This window comes from Natrialba sp. PRR66 (assembly GCF_034808065.1).
Classification (GTDB): Archaea; Halobacteriota; Halobacteria; order Halobacteriales; family Natrialbaceae; genus Natrialba; species Natrialba aegyptia.
In genome coordinates this window covers 85997-109729 of sequence record NZ_JAXHGN010000005.1, presented here as the reverse complement: position 1 = coordinate 109729, position 23733 = coordinate 85997, and the positions used below count along the sequence as shown (strand labels likewise).

Annotated in this window: 33 protein-coding genes, 1 tRNA gene and 1 pseudogene; 16 read left to right on the top strand and 19 right to left on the bottom strand. The window is 62.3% G+C overall.

Going from position 1 to position 23733, the window contains the following annotated elements; all coding sequences use genetic code 11:
* Positions 1–2 precede the first annotated feature (2 nt).
* From SM755_RS17510 to SM755_RS17455, 12 genes are read right to left on the bottom strand one after another with little or no spacing between them, the layout of a single operon-like run.
* Complete coding sequence (locus SM755_RS17510) at positions 3–401, bottom strand: 50S ribosomal protein L14 (RefSeq protein WP_006666648.1); 399 nt, start codon at positions 399–401, stop codon at positions 3–5.
* Positions 401–850, bottom strand: coding sequence for a 30S ribosomal protein S17 (locus SM755_RS17505; protein WP_006666649.1), 450 nt, complete (start codon positions 848–850; stop codon positions 401–403). Before SM755_RS17505 ends, SM755_RS17510 begins: the two co-directional genes overlap by 1 nt.
* On the bottom strand, positions 841–1305 hold the full coding sequence (locus tag SM755_RS17500) for a ribonuclease P protein component 1 (RefSeq protein WP_323173789.1): 465 nt from the start codon (positions 1303–1305) through the stop codon (positions 841–843). Before SM755_RS17500 ends, SM755_RS17505 begins: the two co-directional genes overlap by 10 nt.
* 12 nt (positions 1306–1317) lie before the next feature.
* Positions 1318–1530 carry a 50S ribosomal protein L29 gene (gene rpmC, locus SM755_RS17495; protein ID WP_006666651.1) on the bottom strand — a complete coding sequence of 71 codons (213 nt, stop codon included), beginning with the start codon at positions 1528–1530 and terminating at the stop codon, positions 1318–1320.
* A complete protein-coding gene (locus tag SM755_RS17490; RefSeq protein WP_323173788.1) occupies positions 1530–2525 on the bottom strand; it encodes a 30S ribosomal protein S3 in 996 nt (331 codons plus the stop codon). The genes rpmC and SM755_RS17490 overlap by 1 nt, the downstream gene beginning before the upstream one ends.
* Positions 2525–3019 (bottom strand): 50S ribosomal protein L22, encoded by a 495-nt coding sequence (locus tag SM755_RS17485; protein ID WP_006826042.1) that lies wholly within the window; start codon positions 3017–3019, stop codon positions 2525–2527. The genes SM755_RS17490 and SM755_RS17485 overlap by 1 nt, the downstream gene beginning before the upstream one ends.
* Before the next feature lie 7 nt (positions 3020–3026).
* On the bottom strand, positions 3027–3452 hold the full coding sequence (locus SM755_RS17480) for a 30S ribosomal protein S19 (RefSeq protein ID WP_006826041.1): 426 nt from the start codon (positions 3450–3452) through the stop codon (positions 3027–3029).
* Positions 3449–4171 (bottom strand): 50S ribosomal protein L2, encoded by a 723-nt coding sequence (locus tag SM755_RS17475; protein ID WP_323173787.1) that lies wholly within the window; start codon positions 4169–4171, stop codon positions 3449–3451. Before SM755_RS17475 ends, SM755_RS17480 begins: the two co-directional genes overlap by 4 nt.
* 2 nt (positions 4172–4173) lie before the next feature.
* Positions 4174–4428 (bottom strand): 50S ribosomal protein L23, encoded by a 255-nt coding sequence (locus tag SM755_RS17470; RefSeq protein ID WP_006108961.1) that lies wholly within the window; start codon positions 4426–4428, stop codon positions 4174–4176.
* The gene (gene rpl4p / locus SM755_RS17465) at positions 4425–5177 is read right to left on the bottom strand and encodes a 50S ribosomal protein L4 (RefSeq protein ID WP_323173786.1); all 753 of its coding nucleotides are present in this window, start codon (positions 5175–5177) and stop codon (positions 4425–4427) included. The genes SM755_RS17470 and rpl4p overlap by 4 nt, the downstream gene beginning before the upstream one ends.
* Positions 5178–5180: 3 nt before the next feature.
* Positions 5181–6203 (bottom strand): 50S ribosomal protein L3, encoded by a 1023-nt coding sequence (locus tag SM755_RS17460; protein ID WP_323173785.1) that lies wholly within the window; start codon positions 6201–6203, stop codon positions 5181–5183.
* A gap of 4 nt (positions 6204–6207) precedes the next feature.
* Entirely contained in the window at positions 6208–7107 is a 900-nt protein-coding gene (locus tag SM755_RS17455) for a putative RNA uridine N3 methyltransferase (RefSeq protein WP_006666657.1), read from the bottom strand.
* A gap of 301 nt (positions 7108–7408) precedes the next feature.
* Between SM755_RS17455 and SM755_RS17450 the strand changes: the two genes are divergently transcribed.
* The 8 genes from SM755_RS17450 to SM755_RS17415 all read left to right on the top strand — a co-directional run bounded on the left by SM755_RS17450 (position 7409) and on the right by SM755_RS17415 (position 11852).
* Positions 7409–7479 (top strand) — tRNA-Gly (locus SM755_RS17450).
* 390 nt (positions 7480–7869) lie between these two features.
* A complete protein-coding gene (locus SM755_RS17445; RefSeq protein WP_323173784.1) occupies positions 7870–8247 on the top strand; it encodes a HalOD1 output domain-containing protein in 378 nt (125 codons plus the stop codon).
* A gap of 83 nt (positions 8248–8330) precedes the next feature.
* Positions 8331–8642 (top strand): MTH1187 family thiamine-binding protein, encoded by a 312-nt coding sequence (locus tag SM755_RS17440; RefSeq protein WP_323173783.1) that lies wholly within the window; start codon positions 8331–8333, stop codon positions 8640–8642.
* A 70-nt stretch (positions 8643–8712) separates the two neighbouring features.
* Positions 8713–8928: a heavy-metal-associated domain-containing protein gene (locus tag SM755_RS17435; RefSeq protein ID WP_323173782.1), complete on the top strand. Its 216-nt coding sequence runs from the start codon at positions 8713–8715 to the stop codon at positions 8926–8928.
* Between the two features lie 114 nt (positions 8929–9042).
* Positions 9043–9975 carry a methenyltetrahydromethanopterin cyclohydrolase gene (mch, locus tag SM755_RS17430; protein WP_323173781.1) on the top strand — a complete coding sequence of 311 codons (933 nt, stop codon included), beginning with the start codon at positions 9043–9045 and terminating at the stop codon, positions 9973–9975.
* 39 nt (positions 9976–10014) lie between these two features.
* Positions 10015–10575 (top strand): hypothetical protein, encoded by a 561-nt coding sequence (locus tag SM755_RS17425; RefSeq protein WP_323173780.1) that lies wholly within the window; start codon positions 10015–10017, stop codon positions 10573–10575.
* A 50-nt stretch (positions 10576–10625) separates the two neighbouring features.
* Positions 10626–11306: an HAD family hydrolase gene (locus SM755_RS17420; protein WP_323173779.1), complete on the top strand. Its 681-nt coding sequence runs from the start codon at positions 10626–10628 to the stop codon at positions 11304–11306.
* Positions 11307–11402: 96 nt separating this feature from the next.
* The gene (locus SM755_RS17415) at positions 11403–11852 is read left to right on the top strand and encodes a hypothetical protein (RefSeq protein WP_323173778.1); all 450 of its coding nucleotides are present in this window, start codon (positions 11403–11405) and stop codon (positions 11850–11852) included.
* On the opposite strand, the gene SM755_RS17410 is transcribed toward SM755_RS17415, so the two are convergent.
* Positions 11821–12117, bottom strand: coding sequence for a hypothetical protein (locus SM755_RS17410; RefSeq protein ID WP_323173777.1), 297 nt, complete (start codon positions 12115–12117; stop codon positions 11821–11823). The two genes, SM755_RS17415 and SM755_RS17410, sit on opposite strands and share 32 nt — an antisense overlap.
* Positions 12118–12211: 94 nt before the next feature.
* Entirely contained in the window at positions 12212–13819 is a 1608-nt protein-coding gene (locus SM755_RS17405) for a GTP-binding protein (RefSeq protein ID WP_323173776.1), read from the bottom strand.
* Positions 13820–13934: 115 nt separating this feature from the next.
* Between SM755_RS17405 and SM755_RS17400 the strand changes: the two genes are divergently transcribed.
* The 3 genes from SM755_RS17400 to SM755_RS17390 all read left to right on the top strand — a co-directional run bounded on the left by SM755_RS17400 (position 13935) and on the right by SM755_RS17390 (position 15849).
* Complete coding sequence (locus tag SM755_RS17400) at positions 13935–14120, top strand: hypothetical protein (protein WP_006666667.1); 186 nt, start codon at positions 13935–13937, stop codon at positions 14118–14120.
* 33 nt (positions 14121–14153) lie between these two features.
* Positions 14154–14417: a hypothetical protein gene (locus tag SM755_RS17395; protein WP_323173775.1), complete on the top strand. Its 264-nt coding sequence runs from the start codon at positions 14154–14156 to the stop codon at positions 14415–14417.
* A 460-nt stretch (positions 14418–14877) separates the two neighbouring features.
* Positions 14878–15849 carry a hypothetical protein gene (locus SM755_RS17390; protein WP_323173774.1) on the top strand — a complete coding sequence of 324 codons (972 nt, stop codon included), beginning with the start codon at positions 14878–14880 and terminating at the stop codon, positions 15847–15849.
* Between the two features lie 266 nt (positions 15850–16115).
* On the opposite strand, the gene SM755_RS17385 is transcribed toward SM755_RS17390, so the two are convergent.
* Positions 16116–16535: a hypothetical protein gene (locus SM755_RS17385; RefSeq protein ID WP_323173773.1), complete on the bottom strand. Its 420-nt coding sequence runs from the start codon at positions 16533–16535 to the stop codon at positions 16116–16118.
* Between the two features lie 384 nt (positions 16536–16919).
* Positions 16920–17720, bottom strand: a complete 801-nt coding sequence (gene pyrF / locus SM755_RS17380) for an orotidine-5'-phosphate decarboxylase (RefSeq protein ID WP_006666670.1) — start codon at positions 17718–17720, stop codon at positions 16920–16922.
* Between the two features lie 435 nt (positions 17721–18155).
* On the opposite strand from pyrF, the gene SM755_RS17375 reads away from it, so the two are divergent.
* Positions 18156–18506, top strand: coding sequence for a hypothetical protein (locus tag SM755_RS17375; protein ID WP_323173772.1), 351 nt, complete (start codon positions 18156–18158; stop codon positions 18504–18506).
* Between the two features lie 372 nt (positions 18507–18878).
* Positions 18879–19418: a hypothetical protein gene (locus SM755_RS17370; RefSeq protein ID WP_323173771.1), complete on the top strand. Its 540-nt coding sequence runs from the start codon at positions 18879–18881 to the stop codon at positions 19416–19418.
* A 127-nt stretch (positions 19419–19545) separates the two neighbouring features.
* Here the strand turns inward: SM755_RS17370 and SM755_RS17365 are convergent, their stop codons facing one another.
* Positions 19546–19980 (bottom strand): VOC family protein, encoded by a 435-nt coding sequence (locus tag SM755_RS17365; protein ID WP_323173770.1) that lies wholly within the window; start codon positions 19978–19980, stop codon positions 19546–19548.
* Between the two features lie 161 nt (positions 19981–20141).
* Between SM755_RS17365 and SM755_RS17360 the strand changes: the two genes are divergently transcribed.
* From SM755_RS17360 to SM755_RS17350, 3 genes are all read left to right on the top strand, one after another.
* Positions 20142–20516, top strand: a complete 375-nt coding sequence (locus SM755_RS17360; protein ID WP_323173769.1) for a methylglyoxal synthase — start codon at positions 20142–20144, stop codon at positions 20514–20516.
* Positions 20517–20703: 187 nt separating this feature from the next.
* On the top strand, positions 20704–21204 hold the full coding sequence (locus SM755_RS17355) for a TrkA C-terminal domain-containing protein (protein WP_323173768.1): 501 nt from the start codon (positions 20704–20706) through the stop codon (positions 21202–21204).
* 35 nt (positions 21205–21239) lie between these two features.
* Positions 21240–22541: a cation:proton antiporter gene (locus tag SM755_RS17350; protein WP_323173767.1), complete on the top strand. Its 1302-nt coding sequence runs from the start codon at positions 21240–21242 to the stop codon at positions 22539–22541.
* A 20-nt stretch (positions 22542–22561) separates the two neighbouring features.
* On the opposite strand, the gene SM755_RS17345 is transcribed toward SM755_RS17350, so the two are convergent.
* Positions 22562–23008 (bottom strand): hypothetical protein, encoded by a 447-nt coding sequence (locus SM755_RS17345; RefSeq protein WP_323173766.1) that lies wholly within the window; start codon positions 23006–23008, stop codon positions 22562–22564.
* 142 nt (positions 23009–23150) lie between these two features.
* Positions 23151–23597 (bottom strand): annotated as a pseudogene (locus SM755_RS17340) (DUF2240 family protein); the annotation flags it as partial.
* Positions 23598–23733 lie beyond the last annotated feature (136 nt).

Below are 23733 nucleotides of genomic sequence, written 5' to 3'. Positions count from 1 at the left end.
TTCTATACGATCATCGTCGCGGTGGACGCGATTGCTCCGAAGCGTTCTGCGACCTCGCGGGCGATCGGTCCCTTGATCTCCGTCCCGCGGGGCTCTTCGTTCTCGTCGATGATGACCGCCGCGTTGTCCTCGAACTTCAGCCGCGTACCGTCCGGTCGGCGGATCGACTTCCGCTGGCGGACGATGACGGCCTCGAGAACCTGGCGGCGCATCTCGGGAGTCCCCTTCGTGACGGAGACGGTTACCTTGTCACCGAGACCCGCCTTCGGCTGGCGGTTCTTGGTGCCGTGGTAGCCCGAGACGCTAATGACTTTGAGTTCACGTGCGCCAGAGTTGTCGGCACACGTGACCAGCGAGCCCTTCTTCAGGCCTTGCGTGACGTCGGCTTTGAGCGCCTCCATCACTGCTCACCCTCGGTTGCCTCGGGTTCTGCGCCCTGCGTGACGTCGCCACTCGAGAGTTCCCGATCAGGCTCTGCCTGGCGGGTCAACTCGGCGATGTCTGCCGCAGTCGCTTCTTCGGTTACTTCGACGACCACGTGCGATTTGGTCTTCGACAGTGGTCGGGTCTCTGCGATCTTGACCGTGTCACCGACCGAGAGCGGCTCGAGCACGCCCGGCACGTGTGCCGGAATGCGCGAGCGACGTTTCATAGAGCGGTCATATTTCGGAACCGCTACGTCGTACTCTCGTTCGACGACTACGGTCTTGTCCATGTCCGTCGAGACGACGGTCCCCTCGAGGATCTGTCCTCGAACGGAGAGTTCGCCGTAGAACGGACACTTCTCGTAGTCGTATTCCTCCGGGTTTTCTGGTTCCGGAGGGGTTTCAACGTCTAGTCCTATTGCCATGGTGAGTCACCATTCGTTTCCGTGCGTCGGGCGGGTCGTGAGAGCAGTCGCGATCCATCGACCGTAACGTAGGCCACATCCTCGCCAGCAGCGCGACGGCGACCTCGCGAGGGGTCGTCGTCACGACAGCCGACGGCATCGCCGTCGGCTCGGTCTGACGCGTCCGATTGCTCGGTCTCGCCAGGTTGAGTGTCGGCCAGTTTGGACGCGGTCCCCAACCCCTTCGCGGGGTCGGCGGCGTCATCTGTGATCATGAACTCGAACACCGAGCCCGATTTTGGCACCATGACGACCCGAGACTCCCCGTCGTCCCGAACTTCGATTGAGAGCGTATTCGTCGTCTCGATGACGACGCGGCCCTCGAGACCAACCCGTTCGGCGTCGTCACTCTCGACGATGCGGACGGGCAGTCCGTTGAGTTCGTGTCGTGGGAGTGTCTCGGGTGTCAGTGCCATCGTTGTAATCGATTACTCCTCGTCCAGGTCGCCTTCCTCACGCTGGATCGTCTTGATCCGCGCAATCGTGCGACTGAGTTCACCGATGCGGCCCGGATTCTCCGGGGCACCACCGGCGGCGAGAACGGACTTCTGGTTCAGCAGTTCCGTCTCGAGTTCATCGAGTTCTTCCGCGCGTTCGGCGGGCGTCATGTCGCGGATCTCTTTGACGTGGAGAATTGCCATCAGGCGTCACCTCCCTCGTCTTCGTCTTCGTCTTCATCTTCGTCCGCGTCGGCTTCCATCTCCTCGACGAGTTCTTCGGCTTCGGCCTCGACGTCTTCTTCGAGTTCATCGAGGTCGTCGTCCTCGGTGTCGTCGGTGTCAGCGTCATCCTCGGCCTCCGCATCCGTCTCGGACTCGTCTTCAGCTTCGACTTCCGCTTCGATGACTTCCTCGACGACCTCTTCGTCGAGTTCGGCGTCGTCGTCGGCTGCGGTTTCGAGCGTCTCGTCGGCTCCCGCTTCGACGCCGGAGTCAGCGGCCTCGGCATCCGCGGGCTCTTCGGGTTCGCCTTCGAGAAGTTCTTCGACGCCGTCGGCCTCGTTGGCCTCGACGGCTTCGGGGACGAGTTCTTCCGGATCGACGTCCTCGTAGATCTCGAAGTCGTCGGGAAGTTCTGCGTTCGGCGGAATGATCTTGACCGTGACGCCGATCGTCCCGAGCTTCATGACGGCGACGCCCTGGCCCTCGTCGACGATTTCGGCGGCGGGCTCACCGTTGTGCTTGATGTAGCCGCGGTTGAACTTCTCCACGCGCGAGCGTGCACCCGTGACCTTCCCGGAGAGGACGATCTCGGCACCGAGTGCGCCGGCTTCCATGATCCGGTCGATCGTCGTGTGACCGGCCTTGCGGAAGTACCACCCGCGCTCTAGGGCGTTGGCGAGGCGATCCGCGACGATGCGTGCGTTCAGGTCGGGTTCGTCGACCTCCTGCACGTCGATCTGCGGGTCCTCGAGGTCGAAGCGCTCTTCGAGCGCCGTCGTTACCTTCCGGATGTTCTCGCCGCCCTTGCCGATGACCATCCCGGGCTTTTCGGCCTTGAGGACGATTTGGGTTCCCATCGGCGTCTTGGCGACGTCCATGCCACCGTAGCCTGCGCGGCCGAGTTCTTCCTGGAAGAACTCGTCGATCTGGGACCGCTGCAGGCCGTTTTCGATGAACTGTTGTTCGTCAGCCATTAGTTGTCACCCTCCGCGTCCTCGGTTGCTGTCTCCTCGTCGACTTCTTCGACGACGATCTCGACGTCGACCTGCGGCGTATTCCACGACGAGGCACGCCCCATCGCGCGGGGCTTGCGACCGACCGATTCGCCGACCTTGTGGGCGGCGACGTGGACGATCTCCATCGACTCGCCGTCGAAGCCCTGATGGTCTGCGTTCGCCGTGACGTTCTCGAGCAGGTCGAGGAACTCCCCGGAAACCTTCTCGGGGTACTTGCCGGCGTCCCAGCCGTCGACGTCGGAGCGGTGACCCGCACCGGCGTTGTGGGACTTAAACGGGACCGACTGTTCTTCGTCGATTACGTCCTGGAGATACGCCTGGGCGTTCGCGACGGTTCGGCCCTTGATCTCGCGGGCGACCTCCTTGCTGTGCTTGTGGCTCATGTGACGCTCCCGAAGCATCGCTTTCGCGGTGGAGTCGGGATCCGCGTCGACTGAGTAGTTGATTCCCATGCGTGGATCACTTCAGTGGGACGAACTTCGACGAGCGAGTCGCACCGATTCCCGCCTGTCCGTGCTCGACGGACGTTCGGGTCAGTTGGAACTCGCCGAGATAGTGTCCGATCATCTCGGGCTCGACGCGAACGCGCTCGAAGGACTGTCCGTTGTAGACCTCGAAGGTCAGCCCGACGAACTCCGGCAGCACCGGCATGTCGCGCAGGTGCGTTCGGATCGGCGCGTTCGCCGTCTCCTGCTCGTCTTTCCCGCGGGCTTCCTCGAGGAGCTTTTGCTTCTCGACGGAGAGTCCGCGTTCGATACTTCGCCGCTTCCGTGCGGGCAGCAGTTCGGCAACCTCGTCGAGCTCCAGATCCTGCAGCTCCTCGAGCGTGTGGCCACGGTAGGTGAACTCCTCACCCTCACGGCCGGTTCGGTACTCCTGACTCATTTGTTTCCACCTCGACCAGTGCGGCGCGAGGAAATGTCACCGACCTTCCGTCCCGGCGGGGCGTCCCGCGAGACGGACTTCGGTTTGCCGGGGTGCTGGCGACCGCCACCACCGAACGGGTGGTCGACGGCGTTCATCGCCACACCGCGGACGCGAGGCCACTTCGTGCCCCGCGCTTTCATCTTGTGGTACTTGTTCCCTGCCTTGACCATCGGCTTTTCCGTGCGACCGCCACCGGCGACGACGCCGATGGTGGCACGACACTGCGGATCGAGGCGCTTGACCTCGCCGCTTGGGAGTTGGACGACCGCCGCGTTGCGGTCGTGGGTAATCAGGTCCGCGTTGGTCCCCGAGGCGCGAGCGAACTTGCCGCCGTCGCCCTGATTCGCCTCGACGTTACAGACCGGCACGCCCTCCGGAATCTCCGCAAGCGGGAGCGTGTTCCCGGGCTTGATCTCAGCCGAGACACCGACCTGCAACTCCTCTCCGACCCCGATACCCTCGGGGGCGAGGACGAGTCGCTGGTCGCCGTCTTCGAACTCGACGGCGGCGACGGGTGCCGATCGGGCCGGGTCGTGTTCGATGTCCACGACCGTCCCGCGGATCACGTCGTCGTCTTCTCCCTTCTTGTGCTCGAGCTTTGCCTTGTACCGGTGTGACGGGGCGCGGAACGTGGGCGTCCCGCGTCCACGTCGCTGTCCAAGAATTCGTCGTCCCATCCTCAGAACACCCCGATTCGCGAGGCAACTTCCTGTGCGTCGTTGTCCTCGGACAGTTTGACGGTTGCTTTCTTCTTGCCCTTCATCGTTACCTGCGTGTTGATGTCAGTGACCGAGACCTCGAAGCGCTCTTCGACCTCGTCGCGAATCTCGGGCTTGGCAGCGTCCGGGTTGACGACGAACTGGAGCTTGTTCTCGAAGTCCATGTCGTTCATCGCCTTCTCCGTCACGAGCGGATGCTCGATAACCGAACTCATCGGTCCGCCACCTCCTCGAGTGCGCTTTCGGTCCAAACGGTCAGTCGACCCGGCTGTGCGCCGGGTGCGAGATCTTCCGCGTTGACCTCCGCAGCCGTCGCGACGTCCGCGCCGGCGAGGTTTCGAGCCGCTCGCGACGGGCCCGTCTCGCTCGACGTAACGAAGAGGATCGACGTCGGCGTCTTGTACTTGCGCCCACGGGTCTTCCCGCGACCCGATCGGACGTTTCGACCCTCGTCCGCACGCTGGATGTCCTCGGCGAGGCCCGCTGCCTCGAGGAACTCGACGACTTCCTTCGTCTTCTGGAGGTCTTCGAACTCGTCGGCGACGACGACCGGAATCTCGGTGTCATCATCGAACGCGTGCCCGCGCTCGGCGACGAGTTCAGCGTCGGTCGTCGCAGCGATGGCGCTGCGGACGGCCAGTTTCTTTGCTTTCGTGTTGATCGATTCGGACTGGTCCTTCTCGGCTTTCGGCGGGTGGGCCTTACGTCCCTTGACAGTCTGGGGAACGCGGCGACCGCGTCCGTCCTGTTTGGGGACGTGGGCCATCCCGCGGCCGCTACCGAACGATTCGGCCGGCGTCCGCATGCCGGCGAACTCGTCGGCACCGTAGTCCTGTTTGCGGTTTGCCTGGGCGACGTTGACGGCGCGGGCGATCAGGTCCGGGCGGTACTGCGTCTCGAAGACCGCCGGGAGGTCGACCGATCCCGCGTCGGAGCCGTCCAGGTTGCGTACTGTTGCGTCCATGTGTTATCCCTGGTTAGATGCGGTGGAGACGTAGCGCACCTCTGGGTCGAGGCGCGGCTGGTCTCCGGGTCGGATCGCCGGGCGGAAGCGCACGAGGCGCTTTTCCGGTCCGGGGAGCGAGCCCTTGATCAGCACGTGCGGTCCGTCGACTTCACCGTAGTTGATGAAGCCGCCGTCGACCGTCGCGTCTGCGCCGTCGCCGATGTCGACGAGGCGCTTGTTCAGTTCCGTCCGCTGGTGGTAGCCGGTCTGTCCCTGCTGTGGGACCGTCGACCGGACGCGGGACGGATTCCAGGGACCGAGGTTCCCGATGCGGCGGCGCCAGCCCTGCCGGGCGTGCTTGCCCTTGCGTTTCTGGACGCCCCACCGCTTGACGGGACCCTGTGTCCCCTTTCCTTTCGTGACGCCGCTTGCGTCGACGTACTCGCCGGCGCGGAACACGTCGTTCATGACGTGTTCGCCGCCGCCGTCCTCGAGCAGTTCGAGGGCGTAGTCGACGCGGTCCTCGACGGAACCGCCGCCGACGCGCGTCTCCATCACGTCCGGTTTCTTCTTCGGCATCGAGGGAATGTCCCCCGGAACCGTGTGCGTGATGACGCGAACGTCGTCGACGCGTCCTTCCTCGAGGAAGCCGCGGAGTTCGTCCGCGGAAGCGTCAGTGTCGTAGTCGTCACCGGGAAGGTCCAGCACGCGATCGAGTTCGGGAACGAACTCGTCGGTCCAGACCTCGGTGAGCGGCTTCTTTCCGTACGGCGTGTCTTCGTACGCACGCAGGGCGACGGCGCGCATCGGCGGCGTCTCCACGATCGTGACGGGAACGGTCTCTTCCATTCCCTCGGTCGGCGAGTTCGCTTTGTCGTCGACCATTACGACGTGGGTCATGCCGGCCTTGTAGCCCGCGAAGCCCTGGAGCGTTGGCTGTCCGTCGTCGTCCGGCCACGAATTAAAGCGTGGGACCTCGCTGGTCGCCCGCTTTCGTGGGCCGAACCCGAGTGAGCCTTTGCGTGGTGCGTTTGATTGTGGCATTCTATCACTCTCTGAGTGAGAGGGGAGCGAGCGTCGCGAACAGAGCCTCCTCCGTTCGCACGACATCGCTTCCCTGGTACGGAACCGTGTTCAGCCAGAGGTCGAACCCTCGTCCTGGATCGACATCGCCAGATGTGGGTTCGACTCCGTCAGCGTCGTCTGACCGCGGCGGCCAGGACGACAACGTGTCGACGGCGTCCTCGGATTCGAACTCGAGGATGTCCGGCAGCCCTCTCTCGGGCGCGCCGAAGGCGACGGTCATCCCGTCGCGCTCGACGCGTCCGGCCAGCGTTCCGAGCCGCCCGACGGTAAGTTCGGTACCGTATCGGGAGGCGGCGATTCGAACGCCGGCGTCCTCACGGCTGAGTGCTGCCTGTAGGTCCGTCCGCTCGACGGAGAGCCCCGGAAGGGGGTCGTCGACGAGCTTTGCCCGGACCGGTCGTCGCGAAGAGATCCTGATAGTCACGCGCTCGCCCTCGTCGACCGCCATTTTCGGCGGCACGTTGAGGGAGATCGGGTGTTGCAAGCCGCAATTGACCCGCACGCGTTGATCAGGTCCGACCTCGGTCACGATCCCTTGTCTTAACGACCCCGAACCGGTAGATTCGGAGCCGGTCTGTGACATGGCGCGGAGCGGCGGCAAGACGCCCGCATACTCCAGTTCGTTGCGCATCCCCCAGACCTCGTTGCGGAGGTATGGCGGTGTTGCGGCGTATCGCAAGACGGTGCTTACGAACCCGCCGTCGAATCGCCCCGTTTCGCCATCCCGATCGGGATAGACGACGAGGCGGTCAGCACGGAAGACCGTCGCCGCGCGGGCGACGTATCCGAGTTTGCGAGTGGCCTCGCGTTTGTCCTCGGCCTCCCGAGTGAGCGACGACGGCACGAGTACGCTGACGGTCATGCCGTGACGCTTCGGCGCCGCGTCACTAGACTGTAGCGATGTGTTGCGGACAAGGTCTTAAAAGAATAGCGGATTCGATCCCGGCTGTGAACGCCTCACACCCGGTAATTCGTACCGAACGGGCACACAGTCGTTTGGAGTGATTCGTTCGTCCGTCAGCGGCAGAACGAAGCAAGTATTGCTGCATCGAATGCGGTGTACAAGAGCACGGACACAGATTCCGACATGGGCAGACATAGCGAAGACAAAACGATTCGCAACCCTTATACATCCCTCCGACAGTAGGTGTAAGTGCAGCAGGGCGCTGGTAGTGTAGTGGTATCACGTGACCTTGCCATGGTCACAACCTGGGTTCAAATCCCAGCCAGCGCACTTTTGTCGCGAACAAATTCGTGAGCGGCTGAAATCGTATCTGGATTTGAATCAGACCAGTCGCGCACAGCGAAGCGAGCACGTCTGGGCGTGGTTCAAATCCCAGCCAGCGCACTTCTATCACGACCGAGCTCGTGAGCGACGGGATCTGTACTCCTATGGCGACTGTTGATACGCACCGCCGTAGTGCATACTCACCGTCCGTACCTGTAGTATAGAGCGTGAGTACGCATCGTTAATTCCCGGCCCGTCGCTTGTTGGTCCGCCGAGTTCACGGACGGGCAACTGGTTAGTGCGGCAGTTCATCACAAGCGACAACCGATACCACGACCGAGTGAGTTTTATGCTGGAACAGGATATGGAGGTGTAGACGACCGCATCACGTCTCCTATGCAAACGGACTGTTCACCCGCAGATGACGCGGCTGACCGCCAGTACGACCAACCGAACGACCGCTACGTTTTCCACCACGATACCGAGAGCAGCGCGCTGGTGACGACGACGATCGTCCACGCGCTGGCATCGGTCACGGATATCGACGTTTCCCAGGGCGAGTTCTCCCTGTACGATAGCGTCGATCCGGACGCTCTCAACCGGCTGTTCCGATCGACCGCAGACGGTTCCGAACGCAGCGGTGGCCACGTCGCCTTCACGGCGCTAGAACATACTATTTACGTGTACGCGAACGGGGACGTGATCATCTATCCGCCGGCAGAATCAGGACCCGGTGTGGACCGGCCCCACCTCCCTCACGCCCAGCAACAGTAGGCGATGCGGGCTGTCGCGTAACCGACGCCGGGCTGAAAATCGAAGGGGACGGGTTTACCACCGTTGAAGCCCTCGAACCCGGTATGACGGTAATTGCACTCTTGAGTGTCGCCCCCGTAATCGAGGGAAGTATGGCAAGCGAAGTCGCAGCGGCCGTCGACGAACTCGAACACTACGACGTCGAGTACGAGACGAACGCGATGGGCACCGTAATCGAGGCCGAAAGCACGGACGAACTGTTCGCGGCCGCACAGGCCGCCCACGACGCAGTCGACGGCGATCGAGTCAGTACGGTTCTCAAAATAGATGATAAACGCACGCGCGAGACGAGCGCAACGACGAAAGTCGAGTCAGTTGCGGACGAACTCGGCCGAGAGCCGACGAGCCAGCGCTGACCGCTGCCGACCGGCGCGATCGCCGACCGCTGAGCGGAACACTCAACCGCTCGACGCAACTACACTGCCCATGGCGCAGACCCAGACCACACTCGAGGTTACTGGCATGTCCTGTAACGGCTGTGAAGCGACCGTCATCGAGGCCGTCGAGGCGCTCGACGGCGTCGCCTCCGCGACGGCGAATCACGAAGCCGACGAAGTCCGCGTCGAACACGACGGTGCAACCGTCGGCGAGGCGACGCTCGCCGAGACGATCGAAAACGCCGGCTACGAGCCAGCGGCCTAATCGCTATCAGCGATCCGCGTCGAACGCTACGTTCGGCGTGCTCGACCCTTGTGTCAGACGCAGGTCAGACTGAATCTGGCAAACTGTTTTATGGCGGAGCCTGAAGCGTAGCCTATGGAAAGTCTCAATCGCATGGCGATCGAGCTCGTCGACGAGGCCCTCGACTACGCCGAGGAGTTGAACGTCGGCGGCTACGACCTCGAAAACGAGGCGACCGTCCTCGACTTCGGCGTCGAGTTCGACGGCGGCATCGAAGCTGGACTGTTGCTGACCGAAATCCAAACCGCCGGGCTCGCGACGCCGAGCTACGAACTCGGCAACCTCGACGGCGCGTCGCTTCCCTACGTCGAACTCTCGACCGACCAGCCCGCACTCTCCCTGCTTTGCTCCCAGAAAGCCGGCTGGGAACTCGTCACCGAGGACTTCGAGGGACTCGGAAGCGGTCCCGCCAGGGCGCTCGTCGCCGAGGAAGAAGAGTTCAGGCGCGTCGGGTACACGGACGCGTTCGATCTGACGGCGCTGGCCGTCGAGACGGAGGCCATCCCGACCGAGAGCGCGGCCGCACAGGTTGCCGACCTCGCGGAAGTCGAGACGAGCAGCGTCTTCCTGCTGGCTTACCGGACGGCGAGTCTCGCCGGAAGCATTACGAACGCCGCGCGGGCGGCTGAACTCGCGACGTTCCGCCTCGCCGAACTGGGCTACGACCTGCGCGATATCGTCTCGGCGACGGGCCGGGCACCGGTCGCGCCGGTCGCCGCAGACGAACAGACGGCGATTGCGCGCACGAACGATGCGATCGCCTACGGCGGCACGGCTCACCTCACGGTTCGCGAGGATGCGGACATCTTCGACGCGGTACCGTCGGTGGCCGCCGAGGACCACGGCCGCCCGTTCGGCGACATCTTCGACGAACTCGACTGGGACTTCGAGGAGGTTCCGTCGGATCTGTTCGCGCCTGCGTCGGTCACGATCGACGTGCTCGGCGGGCCGACGTACGTCCACGGCGAGACGGACGAGGAGCTAGTCGCACGGTCGTTCGACCTGTAACGACACCCGTAACTATACCCCCTAATCGCCACACAGCACATGCCGCTTACCTTCAAACCGGTCCCGGAGCCACCAGCCGATTGTGACACCCTCGCCGCCGTTCGGAACGCGGTTCCGGCGACGAAGGCCGCCGCCGCGGAGACCGCCGACTGCTGCGTGCGAGTTCTCGAGCGAACCGGGAGGGACGCGGACGGAACCGAACTGATCCGGGACCGCGACGACGCCGCAACCTGGCTGACCTTCCTCCGCGCGCTCGAACTCGTGACCGACGGCGAGGACGGCTATCGGCGGACGGATCGTGAACTCGAGTTGGAAGCGGTACGGGCTGCATTTCGCAAGCGAGTCTACGGCGTGGGGTCGATACTCGAGGCACTGGACGCCGCCGCAGAACCGCTTTCTGCTACAGCTGTTGCCGACCGAGTACAGTCCCAGTCCCAGTCTCAGCCTCAGCCCCAGTCCCGGTCCCAGTCGTCGTCCCGCCGGCGAGTGCAACCGGACCGAGTCGAGCGGGTACTCGAGTGGGCCGTCCTGCTCGGACTCGCCGAGCGCCGGGAGCGGGCGGACGAGATTGCGTATCGAGCGATCGCCACGTCCTCATAGCCCGTAGCCGAAACGGTCGTTTTATCGGCTCGTACACCCATTCTGCAGCTGTGACTGAGACGATCGAGACCGTCTGTTTCGACCTCGACGACACCCTGTGTACCTACAGCCGCGGCGGCGACGAGGTCCTCGCGGCCGCGTTCGACCGCGCCGGCGTCTCGCAGTGCTGGGATATCGATGCGTACTACGACCGCTACCGCGACTACCTCGGGGACAGCACGGATATTCGTGACCTTCGACGGCGGTGTTTTGGCGACTTGACCGTCGCCGCGGGCGAAGATCGCGCGATTGGCGAGGCGGTCGCGGACGCCTTCGCGGAGGTTCGAGCGCAGGAAAGCGTCGAGCCCCTCCCGGGGGCACGGCGGGTCGTCGACCAACTCGGCGAGGAGTACCGACTCGGACTCATCACGAACGGTCCGCCGGGCATGCAACGGACGAAACTCGAGGCGATCGGCCTCGCGGACCGATTCGAGACGATCGTCTGCGCCGGCTACGATGCGCCGGCGAAGCCCTCGGCCGAACCGTTCGATCTCGCGCTGGAGCGACTCGAGTCGACGCCGGACCGGGCGGTCTACGTCGGGAACTCGCTGGCGTCGGACGTCGCGGGTGCCAGCGCGGCCGGCCTCCGGTCGGTGTGGATTCCCGCGACGGATTCGGTCCCCGAGAAACCGACTCCCGCGCCCGAGCACACGCTGGAGTCGCTCGAGGAACTGGTGACGCCGCCCTGGTGATGGTGATAGTGATGGTTCGCACGTGCTGGCGCGTCTGTAAGTGTGCGTAGACTGAGACCGGCTTCTTTTACTCGCGACGGCCGTCCGTGCGAGTCGATGACCGACCACGCGATCAATTTTCAGTCGATCGTCGCGGAGATTCGGCGAACCGGTGACTCGAACGGTGCTGGCGGCGACAGGACCGAGACTGGCACGACCGGCCCCGCTGACGCACCGCTCGTTACCGTCGACGGCGACGACGTGATCGACGTCTGCCAGCAACTCTTCGGTGCGCTCGCCGAGCGAACCGAGCCGACGACCTGCGAGTTCTATCTGCATCCAAACGCGCGTCGCGAACTCGAGCGACGATTGCTCGCAGACGAACTCGCGGTCGAATCGATGCCGTTTCTCGAGCGGCAGCTCTGGACGGACGTGTCGATGCCCGACGACGCGATTCTGTTCATGCACCCGGATGCGGTGACCCTCGGCGGAACGGTGACCGGCGAGCACCCCGTGGGGCTGGGGACGGTCGCGATTACGAACTCGTCCGGCGGTAGTGATCGATGAGCACCGTGCCAGCGCGGACGAGCGTGTAGAGTCCCGAGGTGAGCACCGTCATCGGAACGGCCAGGTCTTGAAATCCTCGCGCCAGCGAAACGAGTTCACTCATCGGCCCGAGCTGGAGTCCGAGAAGCTCGAACGGCAGCACGAGGAGTTGCAAGACGATCGTGATGACCGTGGCGAGAGCGATCCAGAACAGCAGGATGCCAGCGAAGACGAGCGCTTCGCGGATCGCCCATCGAAGGCGGCTGGACGGGGAGCGCGGAAACATCGGTCGAATAACTAGTTGGTTTTAATAAAAATGTGCCGAAGTGTCATATCGGTGTATCGACGGGTGGTTAGGAGAGGTCGACGGCGGACACGACTCACTCCGCGTTCGCGGGGTGAACGGCCGTCACCGTGCCGACGCCCTTGCTGCGACCCTCGCGGAAGACGAACTTCTGGCCTTCCTCGACGAGGTACGGGCGGAACTTGAACCGGACGGTTGTCTCGCCCGTGTCGCCCGGGAGGAGGCGACCCTCGTCGGGGTGAAACGCCGCCGCCTCGCCGATCGTCTCGAGGTGGACGACCGGCTCGTAGCCGTCGCCGATCCGGGTCGGATGGTTGAGTACCATCACCTCGGCCTCGAACTCGCGGATCGGTTCGGGATCGGCGTCCCGCGGGAGCAGGACCATGCCGCGCTCGATCGCGCTCTCCTTGATCCCCTTCAGCGCGATGCCGACGATCCGGCCAGCCTGGGCCGTATCGACCCGATGGTAGTGCATCTCGATCGATCGAACCTCGACCTCCTGAAATCGCCCGTCGGGCATCGGCCCGATGAGGAGCTCGTCGCCGGCCTCGACCTCGCCGGATTTGACGGTTCCCGAGGCGACCGCGCCGACGCCGGTCACCGAGTAGCTCCGATCGACGTACATCCTGAACTCGCCGGTGTCCTGGGATGTCTTCGGAAGTCTGTCGAAGAGTTCATCGAGCGTTTCGAGCCCGTCCATCGTGATGGCGCTGGTTTCGACGATGGGGACGACGCGTTCGCCGATTTCGTCGATTGCAGTGTCGATGCCGTGGCGGGAGACGCGAAGCGGCGACTTTTCGACCTCCCGGAGGAGACGTTCGACCTCGCGTTCGACCTCCTCGACGCGGTCGTCGTCGACGGCGTCGGTTTTCGTGATCGCGACGATGGTCGGCAGGTCGGTCGCGAGGAGGACGCCTAAATGTTCGCGGGTCGTTCGCGTGGGGCCGTCGTCGGCGGCGACGACGAGCAGTCCGTAGTCGAGTTTCTGCCCGACAAGCCCGCGGATCGTCGTGCGGAGCCACGGCTCGTGGCCGACGGTGTCGACGAAGGAGACCAGTCGATCGGCCTCCTCGACGACCTGGGCGCGGTCCGCCTTGCGATTCGGGTTACGAACGCGGACCGGGCCGTCGTCGTCGAAGCCGTAGACAGCGTAGGAGAGATCCGCCGAGAGGCCGCGTTCGACCTCATGGGGTTGGACGTCGAGATAGGAGCGCGTCGCGCCGTCGCCGTCGTCCGGGTTGCCGGTGACGAGCGAGCCGACGAGCGTGCTCTTGCCGTGGTCGACGTGACCCGCCGTGCCGACGACGACGTGTTCGTCGTCCGTCTCAAGGACGCTTCCTTCGTTGATCGTCGCGACGCCGACGAGCCCCTGGTTGATTCCCCAGGTCTGTACGTCGTCGATGTGTGCGTCAGCTTCCTCGGCCAGCAGCGAGAGCACGTCCATCGTCTCCGAGAAGGTATCGGGATCGACACCGGCGAGTCCGCCGTCGTCCGTCACGCCGACGACGTACGTCGCCTCGCCGTCGCCAGAAAGGAGTCGGTGACGCAGTTGGGCCGCCAGACTCTCGCGTCGTCCACTCTCGAGGTGAACATCGCGTGAAAGCCGTTCCTTGAACTCGACGTTGCCACCGTCCTGTTCGCCACGGTCCAGGGCTCGCTCGAGAAGAGCCCGGTCACGGCTCATAGCAACTGATAGCGGTCCACACGGCAAAAGCCTTCCCGTCTATGGGTATCAATTACCATAGATCGGCGGAAGATACTGGGGCCGGTTTCAAGGGTCTCGAGCCCCTGTATGTAGTATGAGCGTCAGTGGCCTCTGTCAGATCTGTGAGTCCCGGCCGGCCCAGGAGCGCTGTGACAACTGCGGCACGCTCGCCTGCGAGCAACACTACGACCGCGAGAAAGGGCTCTGTGCCGACTGTGCAGCCCAGGTCGAACCGGGACGTGATCCGAACTCGGACGACGTCGACGTACACCGGTTCTGACCGCTCTCTCCGCCCTCGCATCCACTCCACCAAATGACCGCCATTCGCGATGAACTCGCGATCGCCGTCGGCGTCGGCGACCGATTCTGCGTTGAGGTAGCACAACGTGAGGGAATGCTCGTCGCTACGCACCCGCGCGAGGGGAGTCCGCTGGACATCGCCGTCGTCGAGGGAGTCGACCAACTTGAGGGGATCCCCGCTACCCCGGTCGAAGTCGAAATCGAGCCCCGAATCGTCGAGGACTACGTCGTCGGGCGACTCGTCGCAGTCGACTGTTCGACGCCCGACCTTCCGTAAGCCTTCGAGTAGATCGACAGCCATCAGGTGCGTTCGTCTCTTTAGTCTCCATCGGATATTGCGGCCGGCGAGAATGCCCCTCAGTCGGGAAAGCACTGTACAATCGAGTTCATACTACACAATACCGGGTGTGAACGGGTGAGGCTCTGGAATATCAGCGATACTCTTTCCTGGAAGGGTCTAGTTTCCATCCCACCACTGATGTCTTTCGGTGAGAGCTTGATGTGACTCTCTGCTAGTTGTAATCGCGCTTGAACCGTTCAAGCTACTCGGGGACGCTCGACTATTATCCATCTACGAGTTGTGGACACGATCAAGCCGGATTTGAGGGTGTGACTGCTTCTCGATTCGCAACTTGACTCAACTAAATAGCCATTGAGGAACCACTAGTAACTACTGTACCAGGGTTCCTATAACTATAGCCGATAGTTTTATAATCGTGTATGTCACCTATATTGCCATGCCACAGAATGGCAAACACAGTGGTGACAAAATTGACCGGCGTAAAGTGCTAAAACTCGCGAGTGCAGCCGCTCTCGGTGGACTGGGCGCTACGGCATCTGCCGGAGCGTCACAGTATGAACCGCAGGTCATTCGGCTCAAGGGTAGTTACAACAGTCCGATCAAGTCCAGCGAAGCACGAGAGGCTCTCGAAAGATTGGTCGATAAAAGTCCGAGTGCTCATTCGAAGGCTCTTGATACAGAAGGAGTCTCGGAGTTTCGAGAGGGCTCCGAAACCGTCGAATACGTTGCTCGGATAGGATCTAACGGTCGTGTCAGCCAGTACTATGGTGGCTCATCAGAAGACACGGAAGCATCTGCCCACGCGAAGGGGAAAAGGAAAAAAGACGAATTCCAAACGTCGGAAGTGACGACCTCCTCACCCCCCGTCGAATCTGGCCCAGAATGGGACTTTATCGACGACTGGCAGGCAAATGAGACGGCGCACTGGGGAGAACTGAACCACAATATTGAATGGTATTACGTTCTCGAGGATAACGAAGTCCGTAATGCATTTCGAAGCCTCATCGCGAGTAGCGATGATACTATTAACCCATATAGCCGCTGGATAGATACCACGCATGACTGGGGTGAAAGCGAACTCGGGAGTGAATCAATCCACAATGCCGGTCCAACCACCACGCATGATGAAGGATACACTGTTTCAATAGGATATCCTGCAGGAGGTTCTCTCAGTTGGAACGCTGGAGGATCTGGCGACGTGGAACAATCGCTTGACAACAGTGATCCAAGTATCGATTGGCATTATGGCATCCCGAGGAATGGAACATCATGGTTCTACCCCGGCAGTCACGTCGTCGCGGACCAAGGATCATATGGGGACAAGGTGATCACCGATCGAGCAGAAGGAATTTGGGGCAGCGTCTATAATCTCGGACATAACTGGCACATGTCTAACTATTATTGGTAGTCATGCACGTTTACTAACAGAGGAATTGAATGGGCTTCAACAGTTCTTTCTACTGCTGACTAGGAACTAGTACTGGTGACCTGGGCTTCATGAACAGACACTGCTGATCAGCCCAGATACAATGCTCGCAAATATGCTGAACGTGGCGCTCTCAGCGGTTACTGGTATTGACCGACCTGCAGGGAGTGTAGCTGGTTGATCGCTGGGCCGAGAGGACTGTTTTCGGTCAGACACCTGACTATTTCCCCAATGTCGAGCGTCAGCTGTTAGTCGTCAGATCGCTCTTTGACTTCAATTGTTTTGTCGTAACTATCACTGACTTGCTCAATTCCGGAAGCGGCGGTGAGTTCCCAGTCCCCAGCTACCGTCGCATCAAACCGACCGAGAGTGAAAAATCTCGCTTCTCCTGGCGGGATTTCCGCATCACCGTCAATATTGGTGGAGGCCGTTTGCACGGATTCATCCTCGTTCGGTGGCGTGAGTTCGACACTCACTTCACCAGTAGCTGGCTCACCACCAGGATTTCCTAGATGAATACCGATTTCAAATTCGTCACCCACGGTAATTCCATTTGGATCCTGTGGTTGATTCCGCAGGAGGATGAACGCACCGGGGTCGGCGTCATTCACCTCGAACTTGGGTTCCGTATTGCTGGAATCTGCTCCAGTGCTGGCTCCAACGTCCATACTTCCGACGGAATCTGTTATACTGCTAGCCCCACGAGTCATCCACCCTGCGATAGCAGCGGATCCAACCGTGAGACCGGTAAGGAGGGCACGACGGCGCATATTCCCAATAAAAACGCATATGCATATAAAAGTTGTCACCCGGTCAATCTACCGTTGTATCCTCGCTCTGTACTGGCCGGTGATGAGATTCGTTTCGTCGGAAACAGCAGACATCGAGCCGATCGTACCTGTAATTATACACCGATCGCGCAGCCGTTGTGGTGCAGCCTGCATCGCAACGGCACGGTCGACTTCAACGCGATCCACGAGAGGATCGTCAGTGAGAGACCGCCCGCGCGAGTTCAGACTTGGCTGGCGATTTCGCGCCCGATTCCGTTCGTTTCAGTCCCGATACTGATTGAGTCGCCGCTGCAACCGCTTTGCCGCCTGGCCGCTCGCGTTGGCAAACTCCTCGCCGTCGTTTTCCCCCGCAAAAATGATCCCACGCGACGAGTTCACCAGGCCGACGCCGTTGGCCAGGCCGAACTCGACGGCGGCTTCGGCGTCGCCGCCCTGTGCGCCGATGCCGGGGACGAGAAACGGCAGGTCGGGGACCTGCTCCCGGAGGTCCTCGAGTTCTTCGGGCTTGGTTGCGCCGACGACGAGGCCGACGTTGTCGTTTTCGTTCCAGAGATCGGCGAGGGCGGCGACGCGTTCGTAGACTGGTTCGCCGGAGTCGAGTTCGAGGTCCTGGATGTCCGCACCGCCGGGGTTCGAGGTGCGACAGAGGACGAAGACGCCGGCGTCCTCGTTCGAGAGGAACGGCTGGAGGGAGTCCCGGCCCATGTAGGGATTGACGGTGATCGCGTCGGCGCGCTCGAGCAGTTGGGCGTACTGGCGGGTCGTGTTGCCGATGTCCGCTCGCTTCGCGTCGAGCAGGACCGGCACGTCCTTGCCGTGGGCGTAGGCGATCGTCTCCTCGAGTGCGCGCCAGCCGTCGGGGTCCTCGTAGAAGGCGGCGTTCGGTTTGTAGGCGGCGGCGTGCTCGTGGGTTGCGTCGATGATGCGGCGGTTGAACGCCCACCGAGGGAGGTCGTACTCGCGGAGGTGTTCGGGGATGCGAGACGGGTCGGGATCGAGGCCGACGCTCACGACGCTGTCGACCGTCCGAATGCGGTCGTGCAGTCGATCGAAGAAGTTCATGCACGCGAGTGACCGCCGGACGGTCGAAAAGGTTCCTATACCGCTGGACAGCACTCAGTGAGCAGTCGGGGATAAATTGCAGGCTGTCGTCCAGACGGAGTCGACAGCAAAACGACAGGCCGATACCGAATCGACCCGATAGTCTTCCATTTCATACTGTCGGACAGAACGACGTGAATATCAGTCGCTCCGCTACGGCCGTCGCCGGTGGAGACGTCCGCAGAACGCATGCGTTCTGCTGGGCATCGCAAACCGACGGTTTGCGCAACGGCCGCGAATTCGCGACCGACTTCGTATTGACTTCTGTCCGACAGTATCCCTGCAGGGCACGGACGAGGAATGGCGTGTCCGGATCAGTGTACGGAACGGTACCAGACACCAATACCAAACATATTAGATGGTATTTACTTCGGGGTAATGGCGTATAGGCATTGTATGGACATCCGAGGGGAGGTGAAGCCGCTATTGCAGTTCGGACGCGTTCGAAACCAGATCCAGTCGACACTTCGGGGGACGACTCAGGCAAGCGGGGGAGCGACGGAATCCGGCCAACCGTCCGTTCGCGGACCGAAACCGACTGACAGTCGCGGCCAGGAGAACGGCCCCGACTACAACGGCAATCACGAACCCGAGGCGGCAACGAACTCGACGGCGGGACAGTCGGATGCCGCCGGTAATCTCTTCCAGTGTTCGACCTGCAATGCGGTCTACATTGACGACGAAAAGGAAACCTGTCCCTCGTGCAATACCGAGGTCGAACAGGTTCGATCGACGTTTTCGCGATAGGACGCGGTAGTAGCTACGCGCAGTCTCCTCGTTCACCAACAGTCGCGAGACTCGCGTTCACAGCGGACGAGTCATACGGTCTGCTGTACCGATTTACCGGTGCAACCGCGCCCGTCCTGCGGTTGCGCCGGAAATGACTTACAGCAGTCCGTATCAGTTCGACGACCGGGGCGAGATCACACGACCTGCTGGTTTCGATGCCGACAGGGAACCACTGCGGCGCTCGATGAAATCATTTTTATTCCTACCTGTAGAGAGGAATTACGGTGTTCATACTGCCGTTGTTCAGCGGACGAGTTCACGATCCACGGAGACGGAGCCATCGACGGCACGGGGCGACCAGCAACGACATCGATTGCAGTCACCTGCACAATGCCAAGTCACCACACCGGGGACGAATCTCCACCGACAGCCGCCGGACCAGTTATCGACTACGAATCGCTGCGCAATCACGACGATGTCCCGTTTCACGAACGGACGAACGTTGTCGATGAGGAACTCGTCGAGCAAGTCACAGCCCTCGCTGATCTCGCCGGAGCAGGGATCACGAACCCCGATGGCGACCTGCTCTTCCGGCGGCTCACCGACACGTGCGCGTGGAAAATTCCCGTCGCAACGGTCGCCCCCGAGGAGGACTTCGCCGCGGCAATTACGACGCACATTCGGGAAACCATCGGCTTCACCGTCACACTCGATGCGATCGAAGGCGTCTGGGATATCCGCCTCCGGACGGAAGACGGGACGAAAACGGCGTCTCGAGGATTCGTCATCTTCAGCGCCTCGCCGGTTTCCGGTAGCTACGACCTCGAGGCGGCTACCCCCGAGGGCGACCCGGTCGAGGATGCGGGCTGGTTCGATGACCTTCCGGCCGAGGCGGACGAAATCCCCGGGACGGAACGGTTTCTCGACTGAGTAGCCACGGTAGCAAATCGACCGCCACCGATCGAAATCGCGGAGGGAATCGGAAGCAAGCGCATGGTTCTCACGGCTGTTCGGGACCGGAGCCAACGCGGTATCGAGACGGCGACTCGTCGGTTCGCTACGGTTCGAGCACCTCGACGAGGTTCCCCTCCGGGTCGCGCAAAAACATGATCGTCGTCCCGCTTTCCGTTGTTCGGGGCCCGCTCAACGTCGTCACATCCGCCGGCAACGCCTCGTCGAACGCCGCGAGATCACCGACTTCGAGGCCGACGTGCGTCGCACCCGGCTGATTGAGCCCCGCGGCCGGCACCTCGCGAACCGCCGGTTCGAACTCGACGAGTTCGACGCGGCAGTTCCGAGAGCCCTCGAGATGCACGAACGCCCCGCTCGCGCCGTCGACGTCGATCGCGTCGGCGAGTTCGGGACCGGCGACGGTGAACTCGTCGGCGACCGAGAGGCCGAGTACATCGCGGTAGAACGGGAGGACGGTATCGAGGTCGCTGACGGTAATCCCAACGTGGTGAGTGTCCGTGTCGGAGCGGATCGGTGGCATAGCGAACGTCCGGAAGCCCGGCCGAAAAAACGTTCGGCTCTGGATTGGTTCGATCGACGAGTTCGTCCCGTGTTCCTGACGACAGCGGCTGGTGTCGGCATCGTCCGAACCGAAGCAAACGGCGGGGATACTATTACAGTCACCGCACTCGACAATCCGATATGAGTCGCCTCGCACTGATCGCCCACGACGAGGAGAAACCGGCCTTGATCGAGTTCGCCAAGCGCTACGAGGATGCTCTTGCGACCTGCGACCTCGTCGCGACCGGAACGACCGGAAAGCGCCTCCAGACGGAAACTGAACTCGAGGTCGAACGCAAGGAGTCGGGCCCGTACGGCGGTGATCTGATGATCGGCGCGGAGGTCGCAGCGGGGATGATGGACGGCGTCATCTTCCTGCGCGACCCGCTTCGTGCCCAGCCCCACGAGCCGGATATCTCGGCGCTGTTACGGATCTGTGACGTCCACGACACGGCCCTGGCGACGAACCTCGCGTCTGCGACGTTTCTCATCGAGGGACTTACAGAGACCGGCTGACTACGTGCAATCCCGCCGAAGAAGTGTGGATCCGTCCGGTATTCGACTGTCCGCTCGTCCTCCCCTCCCCACCACAACAGTTCAGCACGCCGATGAGACAATCCCATGATACACCACTGTCCCGCCCGCCATCGACCCGTCCCCGGTGTGTCACGGATTTTAATATCACGGCCTGCTTGGTTCGTGTATGACCATCTACGAGAGCGACCTCCCCGGCGTTGGAAAGAAGTTCGAGGTCGAACTCGAAAACGACGAGCGGCTCGTTATCGTCACCCACAATACGGGAAAGCGGGAGGTGTATCGAAAACCGGATCCGGACGCCGACAGCGAGAAACTGTTCGAGGCGTCGGACCGGCTCGCGCGGAAGATCGGCACGATCCTCGAAGGGGCGTACTTCCAGCCGGTTCAGACCGAACGCGTAGAGACGATTCTCTCCGACGATACGTTTCTCGAATGGTACAGCGTGAGCGAGGGAGCTGCACTCGCCGGACAGAGTATCGCCGATGCACGGATCAGAGAACGAACCGGTGTCTCCATCGTCGCGGTCCAGCGTGCGGGCGAGGTAATCGCGCCACCCGATCCCGAGACGGTGATCAAAGCCGACGACACGCTCGTCGTCGTCGGGGACCGAGAGGACTGTCGCGAGTTCGAAACGTTGCTCGAATCCCAGACCGGAGACGAGGATTGAGTCTCCGGTGGCGGGAGTTTCCGAGGTGAACTCGAGTGGCGGCTGAATCGACCGCACTGATCGATTTGGGAGTCCTGTTCGGAGCGGCTGGAGTCGCCGGACTCGTCGCCCAGCGGATCAACCAATCGGTGATTCCGTGGTACATCCTTATCGGGATACTGCTGGGTCCGCACGTCCTCGGTGAACTCCCGGGCGCACTCGGCGTGGAGTGGACGGTCCGTGGCGTCGATCTGGTCGCGTCGCTCAGTGACGGTGCACTCGCCGACACGGACTTCGTTCACGTCAGTGCCGAGGTCGGGATCGTCCTGTTGTTGTTCTTTCTCGGCCTCGAGTTCAATCTCGACCGCCTGATCCAGGCGAGAGATCGGATCGGAAAGGCGGGGACTGTCGATTTCGCCATCAACTTCGGCGCGGGACTGGGTCTCGGCTGGCTGCTTTTCAACGGGATACTGCCCGCGTTTCTCACGGCGGGGATCGTCTACATTTCCTCGAGTGCGATCATTACGAAGTCGATCATCGATCTGGGCTGGATCGCAAACGACGAATCGGAGCCGTTGCTCGGGACGCTGGTCTACGAGGATCTCGTTATCGCGGTCTACCTGGCGATCGCGTCGGCGCTCGTCGGCGGTAGCGGCGATGTCGGGGAAGCGCTCGGCCAGATCGGCATCGCGGTCGGGTTTCTCCTGGTCTTGTTGCTCGCCGTCTCGTTCGGAACCGACTGGATCCAGCGCAGTCTCGAAACGGACTCTCACGAGTTCTTCGTCTTGCGTGCGCTCGGCATCACGATATTCGTATCCGGTGTGGCGCTGGCGCTTGGCGTGAGCGAGGCGGTCGCCGCCTTCTTCGTTGGAATGGCGTTCTCCTCGACGGATCACGTCCACGATCTGGAGAACTTGCTCGAACCGCTTCGGGATACCTTCGCGGCGGTGTTTTTCGTCTGGATCGGGATTCAGACGGACCCGATGCTGTTCGCCGACGGGTTCGTCCTCGCAGCGATCGCTGTGGGCGTCGTGCTGACGACCCCGACGAAACTCCTCAGCGGCTATCTCGGGGGGCGTCTCTACGAGCTCGATGTTCAGCGGTCGGTCCGAGTCGGGCTCGGAATGACGACCCGCGGCGAGTTTTCGCTGATCATCGCGAGTCTCGCCATCAGCGGTGCCGGGACCAGCCTCGCCGCGGGGACTGCCGACGCGATCTACGCCTTCGCCATCGGGTACGTACTCGTCATGAGCGTGCTCGGGACGACGCTCATGCAACACTCCGATCGGATCGAAGCGATCGTCGTGCCGCGACTCGAAGACACCGTCGACCGGACGCCGCAACCGGGCGACGATTGATCAGCACCAGCGCCTGACCGCTACGTACTCGCTCCGTCCGCTCTCTCCGCGCGCACGACCGCCTGCACGACATCCGTCGCGCGCTTGACTTCGGCACCGCTCTCGACGAATACCAGCGTTCGCGGCGGCTGGGTCGCCTTCGGTCGAACGCGAAGCCCCTCGTCCGCAGCGGCTTCGGCCGCAACGTCCTGTCCCGCAGTGAACTCGAGGTGGGAACGGTCGGGGTGGACGAACACCTGTGCGAGTCGCTCACCGGCGGAGTTGTCGGTGGCAACATCGCCGTCAGTGTCTCCACTGTCGCCCGTGATCGTCACGTCGTATGCGCGAACACCGTCGACCGTCGGATCGACATCTCGATCGGCATTTGTGACGGCAAGAGCCGCGAGTTCACCGTCCTCGCGGCCGTCGAGTTCGGACGAGAGCAGTTGTGCGATTCGCGTGCCGTCGGTGGTCCGGTCTTCGACCATGCTGGTGGTGGGATAGCGAGGGTTAACGCTCTTCGGCTTCTACTTCGGCTTCAGCTTCAGATGTGGCTTTGGCTTCGGTTTCAGTTCCAGTTCCGGCTCCTGATGTGTGTTCTGACTCCGGTTTCGAATCGGCATCGCCACCGTCGCTGACGAGTTCAGCGCGGGCGGTGGGAACGAGGTCGCTGACGTCGACGCCCTCGCGGCGGGCGTAGACGACGGCAGCGGTTTCGATGGTGACGGCGAGGTCGCTCTGGAGGGCGTTAATCGCGCCGACGGCCTCGTGTTTCGCCATGCCGTCGGCGACGAGGGCGTCGAGGACGCGTTCGAACGCGGATCGTTCGGTGAGAATGTCGTCGTCCGGCACGAAGTCCTCGGGGATCGTGATCGACGACGGGTCGAAGGTGGCGACGAGTTCGGTGCCGTCGGGTTCGAGGAGGCCGTCCTGGGTGGCGACATCGATCAGGCGTTTCGACTGGTCGGGAGAGAACCAGTCGCGGTCGAGCGAGAGGGCGACGACGAACTCGCTTTCCTCGAGACGGTTCGTGCCGTGTTGAACGAAGGGGGCGGCGGCGGCGACGCGAAGGCTCATCGGGGACGACTCTCTGGAGCGGTGAAATAACGATGACGATTCCGGGTGTTGAACGAGAGTCGTTCGGATACCTGGATACCGTGGATGTCGCGAAGACCGTTCAGACGGGCTGCTGTACCGAGTTCCCGACGACTCG

Coding starts and splice junctions, on each gene's coding strand:
- SM755_RS17510 (WP_006666648.1), bottom strand. CDS start 401: ATGGAGGCGCTCAAAGCCGACGTCACGCAAGGCCTGAAGAAGGGCTCG.
- SM755_RS17505 (WP_006666649.1), bottom strand. CDS start 850: ATGGCAATAGGACTAGACGTTGAAACCCCTCCGGAACCAGAAAACCCG.
- SM755_RS17500 (WP_323173789.1), bottom strand. CDS start 1,305: ATGGCACTGACACCCGAGACACTCCCACGACACGAACTCAACGGACTG.
- rpmC (WP_006666651.1), bottom strand. CDS start 1,530: ATGGCAATTCTCCACGTCAAAGAGATCCGCGACATGACGCCCGCCGAA.
- SM755_RS17490 (WP_323173788.1), bottom strand. CDS start 2,525: ATGGCTGACGAACAACAGTTCATCGAAAACGGCCTGCAGCGGTCCCAG.
- SM755_RS17485 (WP_006826042.1), bottom strand. CDS start 3,019: ATGGGAATCAACTACTCAGTCGACGCGGATCCCGACTCCACCGCGAAA.
- SM755_RS17480 (WP_006826041.1), bottom strand. CDS start 3,452: ATGAGTCAGGAGTACCGAACCGGCCGTGAGGGTGAGGAGTTCACCTAC.
- SM755_RS17475 (WP_323173787.1), bottom strand. CDS start 4,171: ATGGGACGACGAATTCTTGGACAGCGACGTGGACGCGGGACGCCCACG.
- SM755_RS17470 (WP_006108961.1), bottom strand. CDS start 4,428: ATGAGTTCGGTTATCGAGCATCCGCTCGTGACGGAGAAGGCGATGAAC.
- rpl4p (WP_323173786.1), bottom strand. CDS start 5,177: ATGGACGCAACAGTACGCAACCTGGACGGCTCCGACGCGGGATCGGTC.
- SM755_RS17460 (WP_323173785.1), bottom strand. CDS start 6,203: ATGCCACAATCAAACGCACCACGCAAAGGCTCACTCGGGTTCGGCCCA.
- SM755_RS17455 (WP_006666657.1), bottom strand. CDS start 7,107: ATGACCGTCAGCGTACTCGTGCCGTCGTCGCTCACTCGGGAGGCCGAG.
- SM755_RS17445 (WP_323173784.1), top strand. CDS start 7,870: ATGCAAACGGACTGTTCACCCGCAGATGACGCGGCTGACCGCCAGTAC.
- SM755_RS17440 (WP_323173783.1), top strand. CDS start 8,331: ATGACGGTAATTGCACTCTTGAGTGTCGCCCCCGTAATCGAGGGAAGT.
- SM755_RS17435 (WP_323173782.1), top strand. CDS start 8,713: ATGGCGCAGACCCAGACCACACTCGAGGTTACTGGCATGTCCTGTAAC.
- mch (WP_323173781.1), top strand. CDS start 9,043: ATGGAAAGTCTCAATCGCATGGCGATCGAGCTCGTCGACGAGGCCCTC.
- SM755_RS17425 (WP_323173780.1), top strand. CDS start 10,015: ATGCCGCTTACCTTCAAACCGGTCCCGGAGCCACCAGCCGATTGTGAC.
- SM755_RS17415 (WP_323173778.1), top strand. CDS start 11,403: ATGACCGACCACGCGATCAATTTTCAGTCGATCGTCGCGGAGATTCGG.
- SM755_RS17410 (WP_323173777.1), bottom strand. CDS start 12,117: ATGTTTCCGCGCTCCCCGTCCAGCCGCCTTCGATGGGCGATCCGCGAA.
- SM755_RS17405 (WP_323173776.1), bottom strand. CDS start 13,819: ATGAGCCGTGACCGGGCTCTTCTCGAGCGAGCCCTGGACCGTGGCGAA.
- SM755_RS17400 (WP_006666667.1), top strand. CDS start 13,935: ATGAGCGTCAGTGGCCTCTGTCAGATCTGTGAGTCCCGGCCGGCCCAG.
- SM755_RS17395 (WP_323173775.1), top strand. CDS start 14,154: ATGACCGCCATTCGCGATGAACTCGCGATCGCCGTCGGCGTCGGCGAC.
- SM755_RS17390 (WP_323173774.1), top strand. CDS start 14,878: ATGCCACAGAATGGCAAACACAGTGGTGACAAAATTGACCGGCGTAAA.
- SM755_RS17385 (WP_323173773.1), bottom strand. CDS start 16,535: ATGGACGTTGGAGCCAGCACTGGAGCAGATTCCAGCAATACGGAACCC.
- pyrF (WP_006666670.1), bottom strand. CDS start 17,720: ATGAACTTCTTCGATCGACTGCACGACCGCATTCGGACGGTCGACAGC.
- SM755_RS17375 (WP_323173772.1), top strand. CDS start 18,156: ATGGACATCCGAGGGGAGGTGAAGCCGCTATTGCAGTTCGGACGCGTT.
- SM755_RS17370 (WP_323173771.1), top strand. CDS start 18,879: ATGCCAAGTCACCACACCGGGGACGAATCTCCACCGACAGCCGCCGGA.
- SM755_RS17365 (WP_323173770.1), bottom strand. CDS start 19,980: ATGCCACCGATCCGCTCCGACACGGACACTCACCACGTTGGGATTACC.
- SM755_RS17360 (WP_323173769.1), top strand. CDS start 20,142: ATGAGTCGCCTCGCACTGATCGCCCACGACGAGGAGAAACCGGCCTTG.
- SM755_RS17355 (WP_323173768.1), top strand. CDS start 20,704: ATGACCATCTACGAGAGCGACCTCCCCGGCGTTGGAAAGAAGTTCGAG.
- SM755_RS17345 (WP_323173766.1), bottom strand. CDS start 23,008: ATGGTCGAAGACCGGACCACCGACGGCACGCGAATCGCACAACTGCTC.